Below are 17,662 nucleotides of genomic sequence, written 5' to 3'. Positions count from 1 at the left end.
TTACGAATGGCGCGATCGCAAGACCTCCGCAACCGCTGAATGGCGTGTGGGTATCACCGAACTCCTCCGAACAGCCTTTCAGGCATCCGATGGCACCTACGGCTACCGCCGCGTCACCGCGCAGCTAGCGCGGTGGGGCCGTCCAGTCGCCCACGAGACCGTCCGCCGGCTCCTGCGCGCAGCAGGACTGGAACCCTGCCAGCCCAAGCCCTGGCGGCCGGTGACCACGACCCCACGCGATCCGACTGACATCCCCGACCTCGTCAAGCGGGACTTCACCACACATCGACCCGGCTGCAAATGGGTCGGTGATATCACCTCTCGAAATGGCGGCAAGGAACCAGCCGAACCGGGCCGCGAAAACGATCTTCCACAGTGACCGCGGCTCCGTTTACACCTCCGCCGACTTCGGGAAACTCGCGAAGAAGCTCGACATCAGACAATCGATGGGCCGGACGGGAATCTGCTGGGACAACGCGTGGGCCGAATCATTCAACGGAACACTGAAGAACGAGCGCCGCAATCGCACTCAATATCCGACAACAGAGAAAGCTATCCGCGACGTGACACGGTACATCGAACTGCGTTACAATCAACAACGACTTCACTCGGGACTCGACTATCGGACCCCGAACGAAGCCGAGCAGGCGTGGATCACCGAGAACCTACGCCGCGTAGACAACTATTCAACTGGTCCAAGAAACGTTGGGCAGCTCACTGGATAGCCGTCTCTCAACACACCCCCGACAGACACCAGGCCTGCTCGATCAGCGGGACGATCCGCCGATATACGCGAGAAATCGTGGGCTGCGACACACCGAACATATCCGCGATAGTCGTTTGGTTCACGTTCTGCCGTAATATGATCAGAGTTATAACGACCTGCTCGCGAATGTTCAGCAGCACCGGGCGTCCCGAAATCTCGCCCCTTCCCGCGACAATCTGCCACATCCGACAGATCAGCTCCGTCAATTGCTCCGCATCCAGGCCTGTAGTAGAGTCGTAGCGCATCGGCTTCCCGTTCCGAAAATAGCGAGCTTTGGAACTTCTATTCTCTCGAATGGGAAGCCGATGTCTTGGAACGACACGCCCGAATCAGATCTTATGAATAACGCTCTAAGAATTAACACCTGTAGAAGTGGCAGGTGGGGGACCGGCAGGGGCATCGATGGCGAACAAGAAGCGGAGCAAGCAGCGCGCGGCTACGAGCGCACGCTCAGCTCACGCGCGGGCAACACCGAAGCCAGCGGGGAGCGACAAGGCGAAGCCGACATCGAAGCTCCACCACTTCGTGCCGCAGGCCTACCTGCGTGGGTTCGCGGATGCGCGCGAGCAAATCACTGCGATCAAGCTGCCGGGAGAGAAGCGCTTCACCTCAGCCGTCCGCAACGTCGCCGCGCAGACCCACTTTTACCGTGTGTCGGGGCTCGATCAGCCTGACCTCATCGAGGAGATTCTTTCCGGCATCGAGAGCGACTGCATGCAGGCGCTTCAAGCTGTGGAGAGGGGCGTGTGGCCGCTCCCTGAGGAGGACCGATGGAAGCTCGGCTACTTCGTGAGTCTTCAGGTTGTCCGCGGCCCTGACACTCGCCGCACCGACGAGAAGATCCAGGGCGAGATGCTTCGCCTACAGATTGGTGCGAACGGGCGCGATGCATTCGCTACTGACCTGACCGAGGCGCTGGGACGACCTGCGACCGAGGAGGAAGTGGAGCGCTACTGGCGCGAAGCCGTCCAACCGGGCGGGCCGTCAATCACCATTCCGATGCACGAGCACATCACCAGCATGATGGAAATGTCGCAGGAGTTGCTTAAGTACATCGTGGGTCGGCCGTGGCAGCTCTTTCGCTTCGACAAGCGCTCCCTCATCACAAGCGATTCGCCGGTCGGCTTGATTCACGACTACGAAGACACGGATATGTTTCACGGTGTCGGGTTCATGACAGCATGGGGTATCAGCTTCCCCGTCACACGCAAGCTCGGCATCCTCATGCTCGATCCCCTGCAGGTGGTCGAAGGCGTTCCCGCGGGCGACCCCCTCATCTTCGAGCGCGGCGACAAGGTCAGGGCAGGTGGCTACGACGCCGTGCGAGCGGGCACTACCGCCCTCGCGAAGTTCTTCAACGTGCACACTTCTCACAACTCGCGCGAATACCTCTATCACCACCCGGACGATGCGGCCTCCGTGCCTGATGAGCTTCCGGAGCCGCAGCTAACCAACATGACCATGGGCGGCGGCCTGAGCGATCACGAGTGGGACGGCACGCCGATGTACGGGGAACCGCCGCGAGAGCTTGAGGCCTGACAGTTTTGCCCATGCATGATTCTGGATCGATCGAAGGATGAACACATGACCGATACCCCCACCCCTGCTCGGGGCACTACGCTTCCCGCAGGCGAGCCGTCGACGAAGACGGCAGTCCGGCCCTCCCGGCGCTTCCGCATCCCCGTGCTTATCGTCGCGGCTGCCCTCATCGTGGGCGGCGGGGTGTTCGCCACGGTGCCCACCGTGAACGCGACCGCCTCGGAGGCTGGCCTGACCTCTTTGGAAAATCAAGCTGAGCGCTCGGAGAAGGAGGCGACGGCTGCGGAATCAACCGCGAAGAATATGGCAACGGCGGCAATCGCTGCGGTGGAGGAGCGCGACGATGCACTCTTCATTGCCAGCCTTGCTCACACCTCCCGATCCTTTGTCCGCTTCGGTCCGAGCGACGATGGTGGGCAGGAGGTCTACGAGCAAGCGGTCGCGGATGCGAACGCCACCTACCAGCGCGCTCAGGATGCAGCGGCGGATAGCAAGGTGAAAGCCTCCGAGGCTCGGGCGACAGCTGAACTGGACGCGGAGGAGCTTGAAGATGCTCAGGCCGAAGTGGCCACCGCGAAGGAAGGGGCGGCCTCATCAATGGTGGTGGGCATTGTGTTGGCAGTGATTGGCTTGCTGGGGGCCGTGATGTATCTCGTTCTCACCCAGCTCTAGATTTCTCTGGGCTAGCCGATATTTGCCTCATCTAACAAGGAGGCAACATGGCGATCTACAACGACCGCGACGACGTTCCGCGAGGACAAAAGGTGTTCGAGAACATTTGTAGCTGTAACGGGTTGGTCTACCAGTTCTGGTCCACGGACAAGCTGAGCTTGGGGGAAAGCTTCCGCATCTTCCGTACCATCCGGGAACCGCGCCGCGACGGGGAGCGCGAACTACTCCGGGAAGCGACACCGTCAAGGGTTGAACGTGCAAGTCGCCTCGGACGTGAACGGTAATTTGCTCTGCGTGTCCGATCCGACCCCCGGCGCTCGACACGACCGAGCGACCATCAGCCTGTGTGGATGGGAACCGATTCTCGAAAATGCCGAGTGGATCGCGGACCCAGCGTACATCGGAACCACCGCAGACACTCCCCGGAAAAACCTCTCCACGGACAACATGATGACAACACGCATACAGCCAACCGGTACATCTCCTCCATCCGTTCGACGGTCGAAAGATGCATCGCGCACTGGAAAATCCTAAAGACAGGCTATCGCGGATGTCTTACAGAACTTTCCAACCTCGTCGCACCGTCACCCGCCTCGAACTTTACCGACTCGGTTGGTAAACGCTTATAAATAACGCACATCGTAGGTTCGGGCAACCGCATCGGCGGAAGCGCGCACAAATCCCATGTCGGAGGTGATGGGCGCGAATCTGTCGCCAAGCACTCGAGCATCAGCCATGATCTATTCCTTTCCTCAGTGTAGTGTTCGAGTTCGATGAGGTTTATGCAAAATCCGGTTGATCGAGGTGAAATCGTGCGTGCCTGTCACGGGTAACACCGGCTGATCCGCTTCGATTGAAGGGCAACTTCCAACAGACACTCTTCACGAAGGAACCAGCCGGTGCACATGCAGACTACTACGGGAATGACGGCCGAGCACTACGCGATCCTCGTCGAACGGATGGAGAACGAATTTCTGTGGCAGCGACGGCGAGGACAGCCACGCAGACTCTCGCTCGCTGGGGCATTGCAGGTCACTCTTCTTTACTATCGCCACAACGTCACCGAGCAGTTGATAGCCGATCTCGTCGGCGTCGATCAGTCGACCGTTTCGCGGACGATCGCGTTGGTTGAAGCGATGCTTAACGTCGTGACGGACGACGAACAGCCGGACGTCAAGGCGGCGCTCGGTGAGACGACGGCCGTCATCGACGGTATTCTCCTGCCGTGCTGGTCCTGGGCTGACGCGCCAGAACTGTACTCCGGGAAACACAAGACCACGGGGCACAACTGTCAGGTCCTGGCTGATCTCTCCGGCCGGTTGATTCACATCTCGGATCCCATTCCCGGCAAGCACCACGATACTCACGCATTCCGAGAAACCCGCTTAGCCAACACCCTCAACCTCTCCAACACGCTCGCCGACAAAGGCTACGAAGGCACCCGAATGGTCACACCAATAAAAAAGAGACCAGGCGAAGAACATTTGCCAGATCACGCGAAGCAACACAATTGCTTCGTGAACACCCACCGATACGTGATCGAGAGAACAATAGCCAACATTAAGACCTGGCGGATAGTCTACACCGACTACAGGCGACCACTGCGCACCTTCCGAGACGCCTTCAACGCCGTCCGCGGGCTCATCTTCTTCACGCAACAAAAAACCAACTTTGCATAAGCCTCAATATCCGACAAGAGAGAAAGCTATCCGCGACGTGACACGGTACATCGAACTGCGTTACAATCAACAACGACTTCACTCGAGACTCGACTATCGGACCCCGAACGAAGCCGAGCAGGCATGGATCACCGAGAACCTCGCCGCGTAGACAACTATTCAACTGGTCCAAGAAACGTTGGGCAGCTCACCTCTCGATGGTGGCGATAGTCGCCGGCTGCTGGTGGCGGTAGAGCGTCGCGCGACTCCGCCCGACGAGACGGGCCGCATCCTGACAGCAGACGCCCTGAGAACCCGGACGCGCTGAGCGCGAAGGACCGCTGGACGGTGTGTCTCGAAAAACAACTCCTTCCTGCGGTTGCTCTAGGCCGTCAGGTGAGGGTGAGGAAGAGCTTCTCGAGTTCGTCGACGGTGAGCTTGCGGGGCGGGGTATCGGTCGTGTCGGTGTCATCGTCGATGAGGCACTGGCGCATGGCGGTGGAGATGATGGCGAACCCGGCCCGGTCGAGTGCGCTGGAGACGGCGGCGAGCTGAGTGACGACGTCGCGGCAGTCGCCGCCGTTCTCGACTGCGGTGATGACGGAGGCGAGCTGTCCTTGAGCGCGCTTGAGCCTGTTCGCGATTTTCCGCACGGCGAGGGCGTCGTGCAGCTGCCCGTCGGTGGCGCTCATGCGTGATCGACCGGGAGATCCGCGGCGACCCAGGCGGAGGTGCCGCCGGTGACGTCGATGACGTCGTAGCCGCGGTCGGCGAGTGCTTCGGTGGCTTGGGAGCTGCGTCCGCCGGACTGGCAGATGATGTGGACCGGCCGGTCTGCGGGGACCTCGTTCAGGCGCTGGCCGAGCTGGGAGAGGGGGAGGTTCACGGCGCCGCGGGCGTGGCCGGTGGCGTACTCGTCGGGTTCGCGGACGTCGAGGACGGTCGGCGCGATCGTGGCGGCGAGGTCGTGGACGGTGATGCTCTTCATGGGTTCCTTCGTCTCGTGGTCAGGCCGCAGCAGCGGCGGAGCCGATCGTGGTGCGGCGGGTGCCGGCGGTCCAGGTAAGGTAGCCGCCGTCGAGGTTGCGGACGTCGTGGCCGAGCTGGGTGAGCAGGCGGGCGGCGGTGTGCCCGCGCTGCCCGACCTGGCAGTGCACGATGACACGTCCGGTCGGGAGTTCGTGGTGTCGCTCGCGCAGCTGCTCCAGCGGCAGGGAGAGCGCCCCGGGGATCGCGCTGGCTGCATGCTCGGCGGTGCTGCGCACGTCGATGAGGACGGCTCCTTCTTCGAGCGCCGCGTCGAGTTCGTGCCACTGCAGCGTCCGGGTCGCGCCGGTCGCGGTGTTCTCCGCGACGTAGCCGAGGAGGTTCACCGGGTCCTTCGCGGAGCCGTACTGGGGGGCGTAGGCGAGTTCGAGGCGGGAGAGCGCCGAGGCGGTCAGCCCCGCGGTCATGGCCACGGCGATCACGTCGAGCCGTTTGTCCACGCCGTCCCCGCCCACGATCTGCGCGCCGAGGATCGCATCGGTCAGCGGATCGACGAGCAGCTTCATCGCCATCTGCTCGGCGCCCGGGTAGTAGCCGGCGTGGGAGAACGGGTGGGTGTGGAGGATGCGGTGCGCGCGCCCAGCGGCGAGCAGGCGCTTCTCGTTCGCGCCGACGAGGCCGATGGTCAGGCCGAGCACGCCGACGATCGAGGTGCCCAGCGCCGGGGCGGCATCGGTCGTGGCGGCACCGGCGATGTCATCGGCAGCGGCGCGGCCGTGACGGTTCGCTAATCCCGCCATTGTGACGAGGGTGGGCTCGACGTCGAGGTAGTCGATCTTCTCCACACCGTCTCCGACCGCCCAGATCGAGGCGGCGCTCGTGCGCTGCCGTGCATCGACCGCGATGCCGCCCGTGGGCCCGATCGCGATGCCCGCCGCCCGCGCGAGACCGGTCTCCGGGCGCACACCCGCCGCGCGGATGATGAAGTCCGCTTCGACCGTTGTCCCATCACTGAGCTGCGCGACACGGCCGGAGAGTGCGGTGAGGGTCGTGCTGGTCCGCACATCGACGCCCGCGTCGACCAACGCCTGCTGCACGGGAGCAGCCATCTCTGGATCCAGCGGCGACAGCACCTGCGGACCCCGCTGGAGGAGAGTGACGGCGACCCCACGGGCGACGAGATTCTCGACCGCCTCGAGGCCGATGAAGCCGGCGCCGACGACGATCGCGCTCGGCTCACGGATCGTGCTCACAGTCTCGGTGATCCGGTCGACGTCCTCGATGCTGCGCAGTGTGAACGTCGGAATGCTGCCGCTGTCGACATCGTCCCCGGTGCCCGCACCGGCCGCGAGGACCAGGCTGTCGTACTCGATCTCGAACCGGCGACCGAGCGCGAGATCGCGCACCGTGACGGTCCGGGTGACCGCATCAATCGCGATCGCCTCATGCCGCACCCGCACATCGAGTCGAAACCGGGCGGCGAGCGATTCGGGTGTCTGCAGCAGCAGAGCAGAGCGCTCTGCGATCACTCCCCCGACGTAGTAGGGCAGACCGCAGTTCGCGAACGACACGTACGCGCCGCGCTCGAGGACCACGATCTCGCGCTCCTCATCCAGGCGGCGCAGCCGCGTGGCGGCGGACATCCCGCCGGCCACTCCTCCGATGATCACTGTTCTCATGCCTGTGATAATACCCCCAGGGGTATAGTCTGTCGAGAGTTCGGCACGAGCCGGGCGAGGCGAAGGAGGACGAGATGTGCCGACAGGTGACGTGCCGGGTGTGCGGGAAAAAGGACTGGGCGGGCTGTGGGCAGCATGTGGACCAGGTGATGAAGGGGGTTCCTCGCGTCGACCGGTGTCAGGGTCACCCGAAAGAGGCCGCGGGCGGTGGGTTCTTCGCTCGGCTCCTCTGGCGCCGATGACGCAAGGCGGCACGAGGTCGCGTCTGTGCACGACAGCTCCTTCTGCCGCACGAACTCGCTCTACCGGGGCGCTCAGTGGAGCCGGTCGCGGGACTGTCCCGACACGCAGGTGTCACCCGCAGTGTGGAAGTGGCGCAAATCTGGACATGCCTAAGTCGTGAAAATCTCTGCTACGTTTGGTGTCATGAAGCATGCTCACTTCACTCCAGCAGACGAACATCGACGCGAGCTCTCGCGCAAGCTGCACCTCCTGATGGACGCCGTCGAGGTGAACACCGGGAAGCCTCTCCGGTGGAGTGAAATCCAGGCTGAGCTGGCCCACCAGGGAGTGCAGGTCAGTAGGGCGCGATGGTCGTACATGCTGCACGGCACGGGTGGAACCGTCTCCGATCGCACGGTCCTCACAGCGCTGGCAAACGTCTTCGGCGTTCCACCTGAGTACCTCTGGGATCACTCATCAACAGGTCTGCCCGAGCGCGTAGAAGCCCAGATCGAGCTGGTTCGGGCGATGCGCAAGGCGAGAATTCTCGAGTTTGCAGCCCGATACGCGGACACCGCAACAACGGAAGACATCCGAGAGCTTACGACGGCGATCAGCATGTTGCGGGCCGAGGATGAGTCCGATGGCCGCTGACGAGGATCTACCGCCGGTCGACAGTGCACGTCGAACGTTCAAGGGCCTGAATCTCCCGCGTCGATTGACGATGGACTGGCTGGTTGTGAAAGCCTCCGAGATCATCGGGAAGCCGATTAGCTTTTCTCAGAGGCCGCCAAACGATTTGCACGCGAGCGCACGGTTGTTCGTCACGCCGTCGAAAGCGATCATCGAGTATCAGGCACGTCTGCCCACCGTCCTCGAGAGCCAGTGCAAGCTCCACGAGCTGAGCCACATCTTCCTGGGTTGGCTCACACCCGAGCCGGACTACTTCGATGTGCTCCGGGGGCGCCTGGCATTTCACCGCGGGCGTGAAGAGTCCGCCCGCGAAGAGAGCGTTGAGATCCTCGCTGATCTGCTCGCGCGTGCCCTGAGAGATGCGGGGGTGGAGCCTGCTCGCTTCGAGGAGGTCTTCGGGTGATCTCGGTCGTAACAGCGAGTTGCCTATGGCTGGTGACGGCGGTGATGATCAGTCGGTTTATTCGTCACCTCGCACGGAGTTCCGTTCACGACTCGAGCGCGCTGGTCTCGTCCGCGCTGTTAGCCACGTCTCTGACGTTGAATGTCCCTGGACCATATCTGGCGATCGACGCCCTTCTGGGCGGCGTCAACCTCGCGGATGTGCTTGCTCGTAGCTTGCTCATCGCGGGGATGTACGCGCTCTCCATCGCGTTCTTCCGCGCGACGGAGGCGCGCCGGACACGTCCTCGTCGCTGGTTGGCCGTCGGGGGGACTAGTGGCGACAGAGACGGTCCTGGCTGTCTCGTTCTCGTCGATCCGAGCGCCGTCCAGCTCGGCAGCGTTCATGACAGACTTCGGCGATCAGCCCGCGGCCGCGGTCTACAACTCGGCCGAAATGGCGTACGTCGGCGGTGTCATGTCTTTCGTGCTGCTCGCTTCTTTCCGCTACGCATCGCGGATGCGGTTCCGTTTCTCGCGGGCAGGGTACACACTGGTCGCCGTCGGTGCAGCACTCCTGATCGCGTTGGCAGTGGTGGCCGTCTCGATGAATGTGAGCCATGTCGCCGGCCATTGGTCGGTTCTTAGCATGCTCAGCAGGATCTATCCGCCGCTGTATGTCGCTGCGATTACCAGCATCTGCATCGGAGCGAGCCTGCCCACCGTGGGGCGCTCGCTCATGACGAGTCGACGCGGACGCCGAGCGCGGCAGCTGCTCCCAGCGCTCGAGGCGGCCCACGCGGGGATGCGCCGCTCATCGACGAGCCTGTACGACGTCCTCGATTGGACGGGCAGAGATCCACTGGACCGTCTGCATCGACTGACAATTGAGTTGCTGGATTTCCAGCGGGACCCGAACCGGCCGCGGGAGATGACTGAAAACGAACGAGTACTGCTCGCAGAAGCGACCGACCTGGTCTTGATAGGCGCGATGAAGGAGAACATACATGCCAGCTCATAGGGTCCAGCGTTGGATTGCTACGCCGCCATCATCTTTGATCGTGCGGCGGCTCCGCCACCCTCGTCCGTGGCGGCCGACGGTCTATGTGGTTGCGAGGCGGGAGAACACCATCACGCTGCGGCGATCAAAGGTGAGCAAGGACCCGGGGGAGTACACGCTGCGTCGCGGTAACTCCACCCTGCACATCGGGCCCGTATTGCCCTCGTCCTCGCGGTCGGTGACGCGTCAGCTGATAGCGTCCAGCGGGGACGCGAGCGAGATTACAGGTCGGTGGGATTGGGAGAGCAGTTTCTATAACTCTCCCCAGCCAGGGTCATTCGCTGAGCACGAGCTCGGCGGAGGGGCGCGGGTTCTCGTGTCGCAGGAGTTCGGCGGGTTGTGGGTGGTCCATGTGCATGGGCATTCGGTGGGCGTTCAGCAGACGTTCCGCGGGATCCGCTCGGCTGCCGCCGCTGGCTATGCGTCGTTGCTCGTGCAGCATGCGGAGGAATCTATGCGAGGTAGACCCTTCGGCGAACAACAGATCACCGACGTCGTCGATGCCGTCGCTTTCGCGCGCGAGCGCGGCGCAGAGCGAGTCGTCCTGATGGGATGGTCTCTTGGAGCGGCGTTCGTCCTTTCTGCCGCGGCGCGGACTCGGGTGGAAGGAATTATCGCCGTGTCTCCCGTCTTCACGGTCGCCGATCTCGTACGCGACGTCTGTACACGTCTCCGCCTCCCACAGGAAACAGCTCACCTGACCCTCAGAAAGCTGGGCGTGACAGAGCCGCCGACCGGGCAGCCGAACGGGGCCGACGTTCCGATGCTTGTACTGCACAGCGCGGGCGATACCGTAGCGCCCCTCCGCAGGTCGATTGAGCGTGCCGACGCCGCCCAGAACGCTGAACTCGTGATCGTCGAGGACGCGCCCCACACGCTCGAATGGAACGTCGATCGTGTCCGATTCGAACGCGAGGTGCAAGGGTGGCTCAAGAGGAATTCGGAGTCAGCCACGGTCGGCGAGGACACCGATAGGGGCAAGGAATAATGCGCCTCGATGCGGAAACGGACCTTCCCGTCCTAGCCGATGTCCTGTCGATCAGACGGCTCCCGCTGCTGCGTGCCCTGATCCACGGAGGTCCGGCTACCAGCAGCGAGCTGAGCCGCCGACTGTGCATCGCTCCCGCATCTCTTCGCCACAGGGTCTCCCAGCTCGAGTCCGCGGGGTTGGTTACCCGATCGACCCACGTAGAGGATGGTCTCAGAGAGGTGATCTACGCGGCTGACGCAGAGCGGGTCCGGGAGTTGCTGCGTGAGGACGAGCTTCGCATCCTCGTCGACGCAGTGCTGGGGATCTAGAGCTCGACGGACGGCTGGTCGTTCGTCTCGGAGAACAGCCACGCCTCGCTCTGTGCATACAAGCGTCGGAGGAAGGGCGCATCGACGCTGTAACGAGGAGATCGACCGTGACGATCCGCCTCGGGCGTATCGACGAGGACTACCCCGACGCTCTCCAGCTCCTTGAGGTGCCGGCGGATACTCATGCTCGAAAAATCTGGCAGCGCCTGGTGGATCGGACCGAAATGCGATCCACGGTTTCGGTCGGGGAGTTGAAGCAGGAACCGCAGAATCCGTTTGTTGATCTCGCTGCCGATCACTCGAACTGCCACCGCTACCTCATCTGGAATCCGTTCAGCGCGCGGCGGATCGGTGGGTGTGGCCATGAAGCAATCATGACGCAACCCGTCGCCTCGCCCACGCCCGGTCGAACCTATACACACCTTGGGCGTCCGATAACAGACCCGATATGTTACAACACGCACTTAATGCGTTAGTGTTGCGGTGGCCGCGATCCGTGCGGCCCTGCTCGCCCCGAGCAGCGAGAGAAGAGAACTAATGAACCATCTGCGTCGGGAAGACGTGCCCCCTCGTCAGGGGAGCGGCCGGAAGCCGAGGCAGAAGGGTCTCGCAAATACCTCACGGTCGAGCCGTCCACTGAGCGGTTCGAGCGGGCTCTGGTGCGCTCGATCGCTAAGAAAGGTGTGCGCAGGCTGATGGTTCGGGCGACCGGTGGCCTGGTGACGCTCGCGCCTGGTACAGCAGAGCAGACGAAGCTTGAGCACCTGCGTCGAGCACATCTCGACCGCTCGATCAATGGCGTGCGGCCGCGGCAACAGCGCGCGATCGAGACGCGCGAGCGAATCCTCACGGCGGCGACGGGGGTCATGGCTGAAGTCGGCCGGGACCGACTCACGATCTGCGAGGTCGTGAAGCGCGCAGGAGTGGCAGCCGGAACCTTCTACCGCTACTTCCCCGACCGAGCCGTCCTGATCGAGGCCGTCCTAGCTCGTGACCCGGTCCATCAAGCTCAGCTCGAGATCCTCAACGAAGCCGTGCTCATAGCGACGACCGTCGGCACCGACGGGTGCCCGCCGGCGCTCACAGCAGCAGCGAGACGGCTCGTACAAGCAGCCGCTGACACAGCCCCCACTCTCGAGCCGGCGCGACTCCGCGCAGCGGCTCCCTAGACCGGGCGTGGCGCCAGCCCGCCCGCGCGTTACCTCCGGGGGAGCAGTGGACACTTACTCGCTCCCGGAACATCCCGCAACACTCCGCTGTCGGGTTGGCAGGCGGCTCCGAATGGTGTTTGCTGACCGCCTGGCCCCGATTGGGGCCGCGGGTCGTGCAGCGGCCACAAGCGCGGAGCGAGAGCGGGCACAGACGTGGGACAGGGACGAATCGGCGCGCACTCCGCCGGATGGCGGGCGGCTTCGTGATCGAGTTCCGCGGCGTCAGCAAGCAGTACCCGGACGGCACGCGAGCGGTCGACGACTTCTCACTCGTGCTGCCGTCACGGCAGACCACCGTCTTCGTCGGCTCCTCCGGCTGCGGTAAGACCACGATCCTGCGCATGATCAACCGCATGATCGAGCCCACCGGCGGCACGATCGAGATCGACGGCGAGAACATCTCTTCGCTCCCGGCCGTGGCACTGCGCCGCCGCATCGGCTACGTCATGCAGAACTCCGGACTTCTGCCGCACCGGAAGGTGATCGACAATATTGCGACCGTGCCGCGGCTGAACGGAGTCGCGAAGAAGCAGGCGCACGCCCGCGCCCTGGAGCTGATGGACACGGTGGGCCTGGACCGCTCGCTCGCCGCCCGCTACCCGAGCCAGCTCTCGGGCGGTCAGCAGCAGCGCGTCGGAGTGGCGCGCGGCCTCGCCGTCGACCCGAACATCCTGCTGATGGACGAGCCGTTCGGAGCCGTCGACCCTCTGGTGCGCGCCGACCTGCAGCGCGAGACCCTGCGCCTGCAGGACGAGCTCGACAAGACGGTCGTCTTCGTCACCCACGACATCGACGAGGCGTTCCTGCTCGGCGACCAGGTCGTGATTCTGGAGAAGGGCGGCCGGATCGCGCAGAAGGGTTCCGCCGCCGAGATCCTGGCGAATCCCGCGAGCGAGTTCGTGGCCGGCTTCGTGGGAGCCGACCGCGGTAAGCGTTCCCTGCGGATCCAGGAGCGCGACGGAGTGCGAATCGTCGTGGACAGTGACGGGCGCCCCACCGGCGTGCTGCGCGCACAGGACGGCCCCGCCGCGTGACCTGGGTCGTCAACAACACGGACGCGATCGTCGCGAACCTGCTGGCGCACCTGGCTCTCTCGGTGCCGCCGATCCTGCTCAGCTTCCTCGTCTCGCTGCCGTTCGGCTGGTTCGCGAACCGTTACCGCTGGAGCCGCGGCACGCTGTTGACGGGGCTCGGCGTGCTCTACGCGATCCCCTCGCTGGCGATGTTCATCCTGTTGCCGGTCCTGTTGGGTATCCCGCTGCGCTCGACAGCAAATGTGATCACCGGCCTCACCCTCTACGGCGTCGCGCTGATGGTCCGCACGACCTCGGACGCTCTCGGCGCCGTCTCGGACGATGTCCGTCAGTCGGCGACCGCGATGGGCTACTCCGGTTGGGCGCGCTTGTGGCGGGTGGAGTTCCCGCTCGCCGGTCCCGTGCTGCTCTCGGGGCTGCGGGTGGTGACCGTGAGCACGGTCAGCCTGGTCACGGTCGGCGCGGTGCTCGGGATCCAGAGCCTCGGCCTGCTCTTCACCGACGGCTTCCAGCGCGGCATCACCGGCGAGATCGTCACCGGCATCGTGCTCACCATCGTGTTGGCGCTGGTGCTCGACGGGCTGCTGGTGCTGATCGGGCGCCTCCTGATGCCGTGGACGGCGCTGGATCGTGCCCGCCGCGCACGTCGACCGGTCGCCATCGAAGGGGCGGTGACGACGTGAACCTCATCGCTGCGGCCTTTGCATGGATCGCCGATCCCGCGCACTGGAGCGGCGACTATCCGATCCCGACCCGCGTCGCGCAGCACATCGGTATCAGCCTGCTGGTGCTGGTGATCGCGGCGGCGATCGCGATCCCGGTCGGCTACCTGATCGGGCACACCGGTCGCGGCAAGGGCATCGCCGTCCCGGTGGCCGGTGGCCTGCGCGCCCTGCCGACGCTCGGCGTGCTCGTGCTCGCGGCGATGAGCCTGGGCCTTGGCCTGGGCGCTCCGCTGATCGCGTTGGTCGTGCTCGCGATCCCGTCGGTGCTCGCCGGGGCCTACGCCGGGCTCGAGGCGGTCGACCGTCGCACGATCGACGCGGCGCGCTCGCTGGGGATGACGGAGTGGCAGATCCTGACCAGGGTCGAGATTCCTCTGGGCTTGCCGCTGTTGCTCGGCGGGCTGCGCTCCGCGACGCTGCAGATCATCGCCACCGCGACCCTCGCCGACTACATCGGCGCGGGCGGACTCGGCCAGTACATCTTCCGTGGAGTGAAGTCCGGCGACTATCCGCAGATGCTCGCGGGCTCGATCCTGGTGATCGTGCTGACGCTGCTCAGCGAGATCGTCTTCTCCGTCCTCCAGCGTTTCGCCGTGCCGCGTGGAGTCGTGCTCGGTCTGGCCGGTACCGCCGATCGCTCAGGTTCCCGTGCCTCGTCGCCCCGACGACGCGCGGTGGTGGGAATCCCCATCGAAGAAGGGAAATAGCAATGTTCACAGCACATTTCACGAAGGGCCGTGTCGCACTCAGCGCACTCGCGGTCGGTGCCGTCGTGGCACTGGCAGGGTGTTCCTCAAGCAATCCGCTCGATGAGGGATCGGGTGCGACTGCGGGCTCCGAGACCATCGTGGTCGGCTCGCAGGACTACTACTCCAACGAGATCCTCGCCGAGATCTACGCGCAGGCACTGGAGAACGACGGCTTCACCGTCGACCGCCAGCTGCGCATCGGCCAGCGCGAGATCTACCTGCCCGAGATCGAGAGCGGATCCATCGACGTCTTCCCGGAGTACGACGGCAGCCTCTTCCAGGCGCTCCAGCCCGACGCGACGGCGACCTCCGCCGCCGACGTCTACTCCGCGCTCGGCGGCGCCCTGCCCGACGGTCTCCGTGCCCTCGATGCTGCCGGCGCAAGCGACCAGAACTCGTACACGGTGACGAAGGCCTTCGCCGACAAGTGGAACCTCACCGACATCGCCTCGCTGAAGAATGTCACCGACCCGATCGTGGTCGGCGGCAATTCCGAGCTGCAGACTCGCCCCTACGGGCCCGAGGCGCTGCAATCGAAGTACGGCATTTCGACCACCTTCCAGGCGATCGAGGACAGCGGCGGATCGACCACGGTCGACGCGCTCACCAGCAACCAGATCCAGCTGGCGAACGTCTACACCGCCGACCCGAACATCCAGAAGAACGACCTGGTCGCCCTGGCGGATCCGGACGGACTGTTCGTCGCCGACAACGTCGTGCCGATCGTCTCGAGCAAGATCACGAACGAGGCGGCGGGGGTGCTGAACGCGGTCAGCGCGAAGCTGACGGCGGACGATCTGGTCGCGCTCAACTCCGAAAGCGTCAACGACCAGAAGTCGGCCTCGGCCATCGCGGGCGAGTGGCTGACCTCGGCGGGTCTGCTCGACTGATCTTCGCCGGATCCACGCCCGGAGGCGCGTCACTCATCGAGGTGACGCGCCTCCGCTCGGTTGAGGAGCTTCTTGCCCAGGAGCACGAGCAGCGCGAAGACGACGATGACGCCCACGAAGACGTAGCCCGCGCCGTGCAGGTTCTCGGAGAGCTCGCGGTAGCTGCCCGCCGCAGCCGCGCCGACTCCGACGTAAATCGAGGACCAGAGCACGCACGCCGGGACCGTCCACACCATGAAGGTGCGATAGCGCATGCCACTCATCCCGACGGTCAACGGGATCAGCGAGTGCAGCACCGGCAAGAAGCGCGACAGGAACACCGCGATCCCGCCGCGCCGGGCGAGGTAGCGCTCGGCCCGCAGCCAGTTCTTCTCGCCGAGCCGGCGTCCGAGTCGGGAGGAGCGGATCCGCGGGCCGAACCAGCGACCGAGGTAGAAGCCGACGGACTCGCCGCAGAGGGCACCGACGACGACGGTGACGGCGAGCGCGACGAACTGGAGCGGAGAGGTGACGCCGGTGGCGCTGACGATCACGATCGTGTCGCCGGGAACGATCAGGCCCGCCAGGATCGTCGTCTCAAAGAAGATCGCGAGCCCGGCGAGCAGGGTGCGCCAGATCGGGGGGACGCTGACCACGACGTCGAGGATGTCGGTGAGGGTGTCGTTCACCGCGGCCCCCCAACGCGGGAGGGGCGGGTGCGGGTGCTCGACATGGCTCGATCGTAGGGGCGGACGGCTGGGCGGCGGCAGGACTGCGGCCGGGAGGCTCGTGGGTGCCGTGTGGGTACCGCGTGAGTGCCGCTTCGTCAGTGCTCGGTGACGAGCACGGAGGCGGCGGGGCCGGTTCCGCGCGTCGTCACAACCTGAACGGAGAGGGTGTAGCTGCGCCCCGAGACGAGCTTTGTGAACGACTGTGAGCGCTTGGTCGCGGCGACGACCGTGTTTCACGCTCCTGCGCCGCTGGAGTCGGAGCCGTCGCGAGACACCCGGTAGCCGGTGATCGCCGGACCGCCCGTGCCCGCCGGGGCGACCACGAGAGCGTGGCGGTGCCTCCTGAGCCCGCCGAACCCGTCACGGCCGTCGGCGCTGCGGGGAGAGCGACGAGGGTAGCCGTCAGCGTCGTGCCGCTCAAGGGAGTGCTGACGCTGTGCGAGGCCGTGCCGCCGTCCGACCAGGAGGAGAACCGGTAGGCGGTACCCGAGGCGTCGGTCTGGTCGGGGACCTCGAGCTGGAGTGCCGCGCCCGCCCACGAGACGATGCTCATCCCTCCGCGGACCTCGGTTCCGTTGACCACGACCGTGCGCCCGGCGGGCTCGGTGGGGTGACCGACACCTTCTGCGGCGAGAACGTGCGCGAGGCCGTCGCAGAGACTCCGCCCGAGTCGGTCGCGGTGACGGTGATCAGCAGGTCGCTGTTCGCGGCTGCCGCGAGGTCCTCCGGGCCGGCGGCAGGAGCGAGTCGGCAGGAGGCGCTGCCGGTTCCCTGGTAGGGGTTCGCGGCCGGGATCCTGCCGGTGAGGGTGATCCGGAGGATCTTGCCGTTGAGGATGTTCGGGTCGCGGGCCGCGTCATTGCGGCCGCCGCAGCCGCTGTCGCCCGGCGAGCCCACTCCGCCACGGTAGTCGCAGCCCCCGTCGCCGACGCTGTCGTCGGTCCCGAGCTGGAACGAGGAGACGCGATTGCGGGGTGCCCCCGTGGGGTTCGTGGTGCCGCTCGCGTTGGTGGTGCAGAAGGCGTCGGAGCCCTTCGCGGTGTAGTAGACAACGACCGTCCGAGAGCCGGGCGCGGGGCCGACCGCGAGGCCGAGCACGCCGCGCTCGTCGTTCGAGCAGATTCTCGAGCGCCGGAGTGGCAACGAGGGCGCCTGCGCGCAACACCCTGATCGCGCCGGTCTGCGAGGTGACCAGGGTCCGCCCGTCGGTGGTGAAGGCGAGGGCGGCCGGCGAGGGGAAGGCGGCCACCAACGAGTCGGTGAAGCCGGCGGGCACGACCGGGGCGGCGGAGGCCGGAGCCGCGGGCCCGCGATGAGCGCGGCGGCCGTGACCGCCAGAGCGGAGAGTAGTGCAAAGTGCGCAGGCGGTTTCTCGAGCGGGGCATCG

General features: G+C 65.1%; 25 protein-coding genes. 18 read left to right on the top strand and 7 right to left on the bottom strand.

What is annotated here, in order from left to right:
• Positions 1–46: 46 nt before the first annotated feature.
• Positions 47–379, top strand: a complete 333-nt coding sequence (locus C1O28_RS16100) for an IS3 family transposase (protein WP_164861110.1) — start codon at positions 47–49, stop codon at positions 377–379.
• Positions 309–725 carry an integrase core domain-containing protein gene (locus tag C1O28_RS16095; protein ID WP_146077178.1) on the top strand — a complete coding sequence of 139 codons (417 nt, stop codon included), beginning with the start codon at positions 309–311 and terminating at the stop codon, positions 723–725. Before C1O28_RS16100 ends, C1O28_RS16095 begins: the two co-directional genes overlap by 71 nt.
• 7 nt (positions 726–732) lie before the next feature.
• Here the strand turns inward: C1O28_RS16095 and C1O28_RS07695 are convergent, their stop codons facing one another.
• The gene (locus C1O28_RS07695; RefSeq protein WP_097167960.1) at positions 733–1,011 is read right to left on the bottom strand and encodes a helix-turn-helix domain-containing protein; all 279 of its coding nucleotides are present in this window, start codon (positions 1,009–1,011) and stop codon (positions 733–735) included.
• A 157-nt stretch (positions 1,012–1,168) separates the two neighbouring features.
• Here C1O28_RS07695 and C1O28_RS07690 point away from each other — a divergent pair, with 157 nt between their 5' ends.
• The 5 genes from C1O28_RS07690 to C1O28_RS07675 all read left to right on the top strand — a co-directional run bounded on the left by C1O28_RS07690 (position 1,169) and on the right by C1O28_RS07675 (position 4,656).
• Complete coding sequence (locus C1O28_RS07690) at positions 1,169–2,305, top strand: DUF4238 domain-containing protein (protein WP_097167959.1); 1,137 nt, start codon at positions 1,169–1,171, stop codon at positions 2,303–2,305.
• A gap of 45 nt (positions 2,306–2,350) precedes the next feature.
• Positions 2,351–2,977, top strand: a complete 627-nt coding sequence (locus C1O28_RS07685) for a hypothetical protein (protein ID WP_097167958.1) — start codon at positions 2,351–2,353, stop codon at positions 2,975–2,977.
• 47 nt (positions 2,978–3,024) lie between these two features.
• A complete protein-coding gene (locus C1O28_RS15105) occupies positions 3,025–3,261 on the top strand; it encodes a hypothetical protein (RefSeq protein ID WP_145260600.1) in 237 nt (78 codons plus the stop codon).
• Complete coding sequence (locus C1O28_RS16090) at positions 3,233–3,511, top strand: hypothetical protein (RefSeq protein ID WP_419866672.1); 279 nt, start codon at positions 3,233–3,235, stop codon at positions 3,509–3,511. The genes C1O28_RS15105 and C1O28_RS16090 overlap by 29 nt, the downstream gene beginning before the upstream one ends.
• A 389-nt stretch (positions 3,512–3,900) precedes the next feature.
• Complete coding sequence (locus C1O28_RS07675; protein WP_164861109.1) at positions 3,901–4,656, top strand: transposase family protein; 756 nt, start codon at positions 3,901–3,903, stop codon at positions 4,654–4,656.
• Between the two features lie 371 nt (positions 4,657–5,027).
• On the opposite strand, the gene C1O28_RS07670 is transcribed toward C1O28_RS07675, so the two are convergent.
• From C1O28_RS07670 to C1O28_RS07660, 3 genes are read right to left on the bottom strand one after another with little or no spacing between them, the layout of a single operon-like run.
• On the bottom strand, positions 5,028–5,327 hold the full coding sequence (locus C1O28_RS07670) for a metal-sensitive transcriptional regulator (protein WP_097167955.1): 300 nt from the start codon (positions 5,325–5,327) through the stop codon (positions 5,028–5,030).
• Positions 5,324–5,623 (bottom strand): rhodanese-like domain-containing protein, encoded by a 300-nt coding sequence (locus C1O28_RS07665; RefSeq protein ID WP_097167954.1) that lies wholly within the window; start codon positions 5,621–5,623, stop codon positions 5,324–5,326. The genes C1O28_RS07670 and C1O28_RS07665 overlap by 4 nt, the downstream gene beginning before the upstream one ends.
• Positions 5,624–5,642: 19 nt before the next feature.
• On the bottom strand, positions 5,643–7,301 hold the full coding sequence (locus C1O28_RS07660) for an FAD-dependent oxidoreductase (RefSeq protein WP_097167953.1): 1,659 nt from the start codon (positions 7,299–7,301) through the stop codon (positions 5,643–5,645).
• A gap of 426 nt (positions 7,302–7,727) precedes the next feature.
• Here C1O28_RS07660 and C1O28_RS07655 point away from each other — a divergent pair, with 426 nt between their 5' ends.
• From C1O28_RS07655 to C1O28_RS16085, 5 genes are all read left to right on the top strand, one after another.
• Positions 7,728–8,177 (top strand): hypothetical protein, encoded by a 450-nt coding sequence (locus tag C1O28_RS07655; RefSeq protein ID WP_127821477.1) that lies wholly within the window; start codon positions 7,728–7,730, stop codon positions 8,175–8,177.
• The gene (locus C1O28_RS07650) at positions 8,167–8,619 is read left to right on the top strand and encodes a hypothetical protein (RefSeq protein ID WP_097167950.1); all 453 of its coding nucleotides are present in this window, start codon (positions 8,167–8,169) and stop codon (positions 8,617–8,619) included. The genes C1O28_RS07655 and C1O28_RS07650 overlap by 11 nt, the downstream gene beginning before the upstream one ends.
• Before the next feature lie 384 nt (positions 8,620–9,003).
• Entirely contained in the window at positions 9,004–9,618 is a 615-nt protein-coding gene (locus C1O28_RS07645) for a hypothetical protein (protein ID WP_127821476.1), read from the top strand.
• A 406-nt stretch (positions 9,619–10,024) separates the two neighbouring features.
• Entirely contained in the window at positions 10,025–10,645 is a 621-nt protein-coding gene (locus C1O28_RS15930; protein WP_160487617.1) for a prolyl oligopeptidase family serine peptidase, read from the top strand.
• Positions 10,645–10,956 (top strand): helix-turn-helix domain-containing protein, encoded by a 312-nt coding sequence (locus C1O28_RS16085; RefSeq protein WP_097167947.1) that lies wholly within the window; start codon positions 10,645–10,647, stop codon positions 10,954–10,956. The genes C1O28_RS15930 and C1O28_RS16085 overlap by 1 nt, the downstream gene beginning before the upstream one ends.
• Here the strand turns inward: C1O28_RS16085 and C1O28_RS07630 are convergent.
• A complete protein-coding gene (locus C1O28_RS07630) occupies positions 10,953–11,321 on the bottom strand; it encodes a helix-turn-helix domain-containing protein (protein ID WP_127821475.1) in 369 nt (122 codons plus the stop codon). The genes C1O28_RS16085 and C1O28_RS07630 overlap by 4 nt on opposite strands.
• A 330-nt stretch (positions 11,322–11,651) precedes the next feature.
• Here C1O28_RS07630 and C1O28_RS07625 point away from each other — a divergent pair, with 330 nt between their 5' ends.
• From C1O28_RS07625 to C1O28_RS07605, 5 genes are all read left to right on the top strand, one after another.
• Entirely contained in the window at positions 11,652–12,125 is a 474-nt protein-coding gene (locus C1O28_RS07625) for a TetR/AcrR family transcriptional regulator (RefSeq protein ID WP_104355486.1), read from the top strand.
• 245 nt (positions 12,126–12,370) lie between these two features.
• A complete protein-coding gene (locus tag C1O28_RS07620) occupies positions 12,371–13,201 on the top strand; it encodes an ABC transporter ATP-binding protein (RefSeq protein WP_097167961.1) in 831 nt (276 codons plus the stop codon).
• Complete coding sequence (locus C1O28_RS07615; RefSeq protein ID WP_097167944.1) at positions 13,198–13,884, top strand: ABC transporter permease; 687 nt, start codon at positions 13,198–13,200, stop codon at positions 13,882–13,884. Before C1O28_RS07620 ends, C1O28_RS07615 begins: the two co-directional genes overlap by 4 nt.
• Positions 13,881–14,633 (top strand): ABC transporter permease, encoded by a 753-nt coding sequence (locus tag C1O28_RS07610; RefSeq protein ID WP_097167943.1) that lies wholly within the window; start codon positions 13,881–13,883, stop codon positions 14,631–14,633. Before C1O28_RS07615 ends, C1O28_RS07610 begins: the two co-directional genes overlap by 4 nt.
• A gap of 2 nt (positions 14,634–14,635) precedes the next feature.
• On the top strand, positions 14,636–15,565 hold the full coding sequence (locus tag C1O28_RS07605) for a glycine betaine ABC transporter substrate-binding protein (RefSeq protein ID WP_097167942.1): 930 nt from the start codon (positions 14,636–14,638) through the stop codon (positions 15,563–15,565).
• A 29-nt stretch (positions 15,566–15,594) separates the two neighbouring features.
• On the opposite strand, the gene C1O28_RS07600 is transcribed toward C1O28_RS07605, so the two are convergent.
• Positions 15,595–16,233: a DedA family protein gene (locus C1O28_RS07600; protein ID WP_097167941.1), complete on the bottom strand. Its 639-nt coding sequence runs from the start codon at positions 16,231–16,233 to the stop codon at positions 15,595–15,597.
• 591 nt (positions 16,234–16,824) lie between these two features.
• A complete protein-coding gene (locus tag C1O28_RS07595) occupies positions 16,825–17,373 on the bottom strand; it encodes a PQQ-dependent sugar dehydrogenase family protein (RefSeq protein WP_097167940.1) in 549 nt (182 codons plus the stop codon).
• Between the two features lie 38 nt (positions 17,374–17,411).
• Between C1O28_RS07595 and C1O28_RS07590 the strand changes: the two genes are divergently transcribed.
• Positions 17,412–17,591: a hypothetical protein gene (locus C1O28_RS07590; protein ID WP_127821474.1), complete on the top strand. Its 180-nt coding sequence runs from the start codon at positions 17,412–17,414 to the stop codon at positions 17,589–17,591.
• Positions 17,592–17,662 lie beyond the last annotated feature (71 nt).

This window comes from Rathayibacter rathayi, from assembly GCF_004011095.1.
GTDB lineage: Bacteria > Actinomycetota > Actinomycetes > Actinomycetales > Microbacteriaceae > Rathayibacter > Rathayibacter rathayi.
Note: the sequence above shows the minus strand (reverse complement) of the source record. Positions and strands in the feature narration are given on the sequence as shown.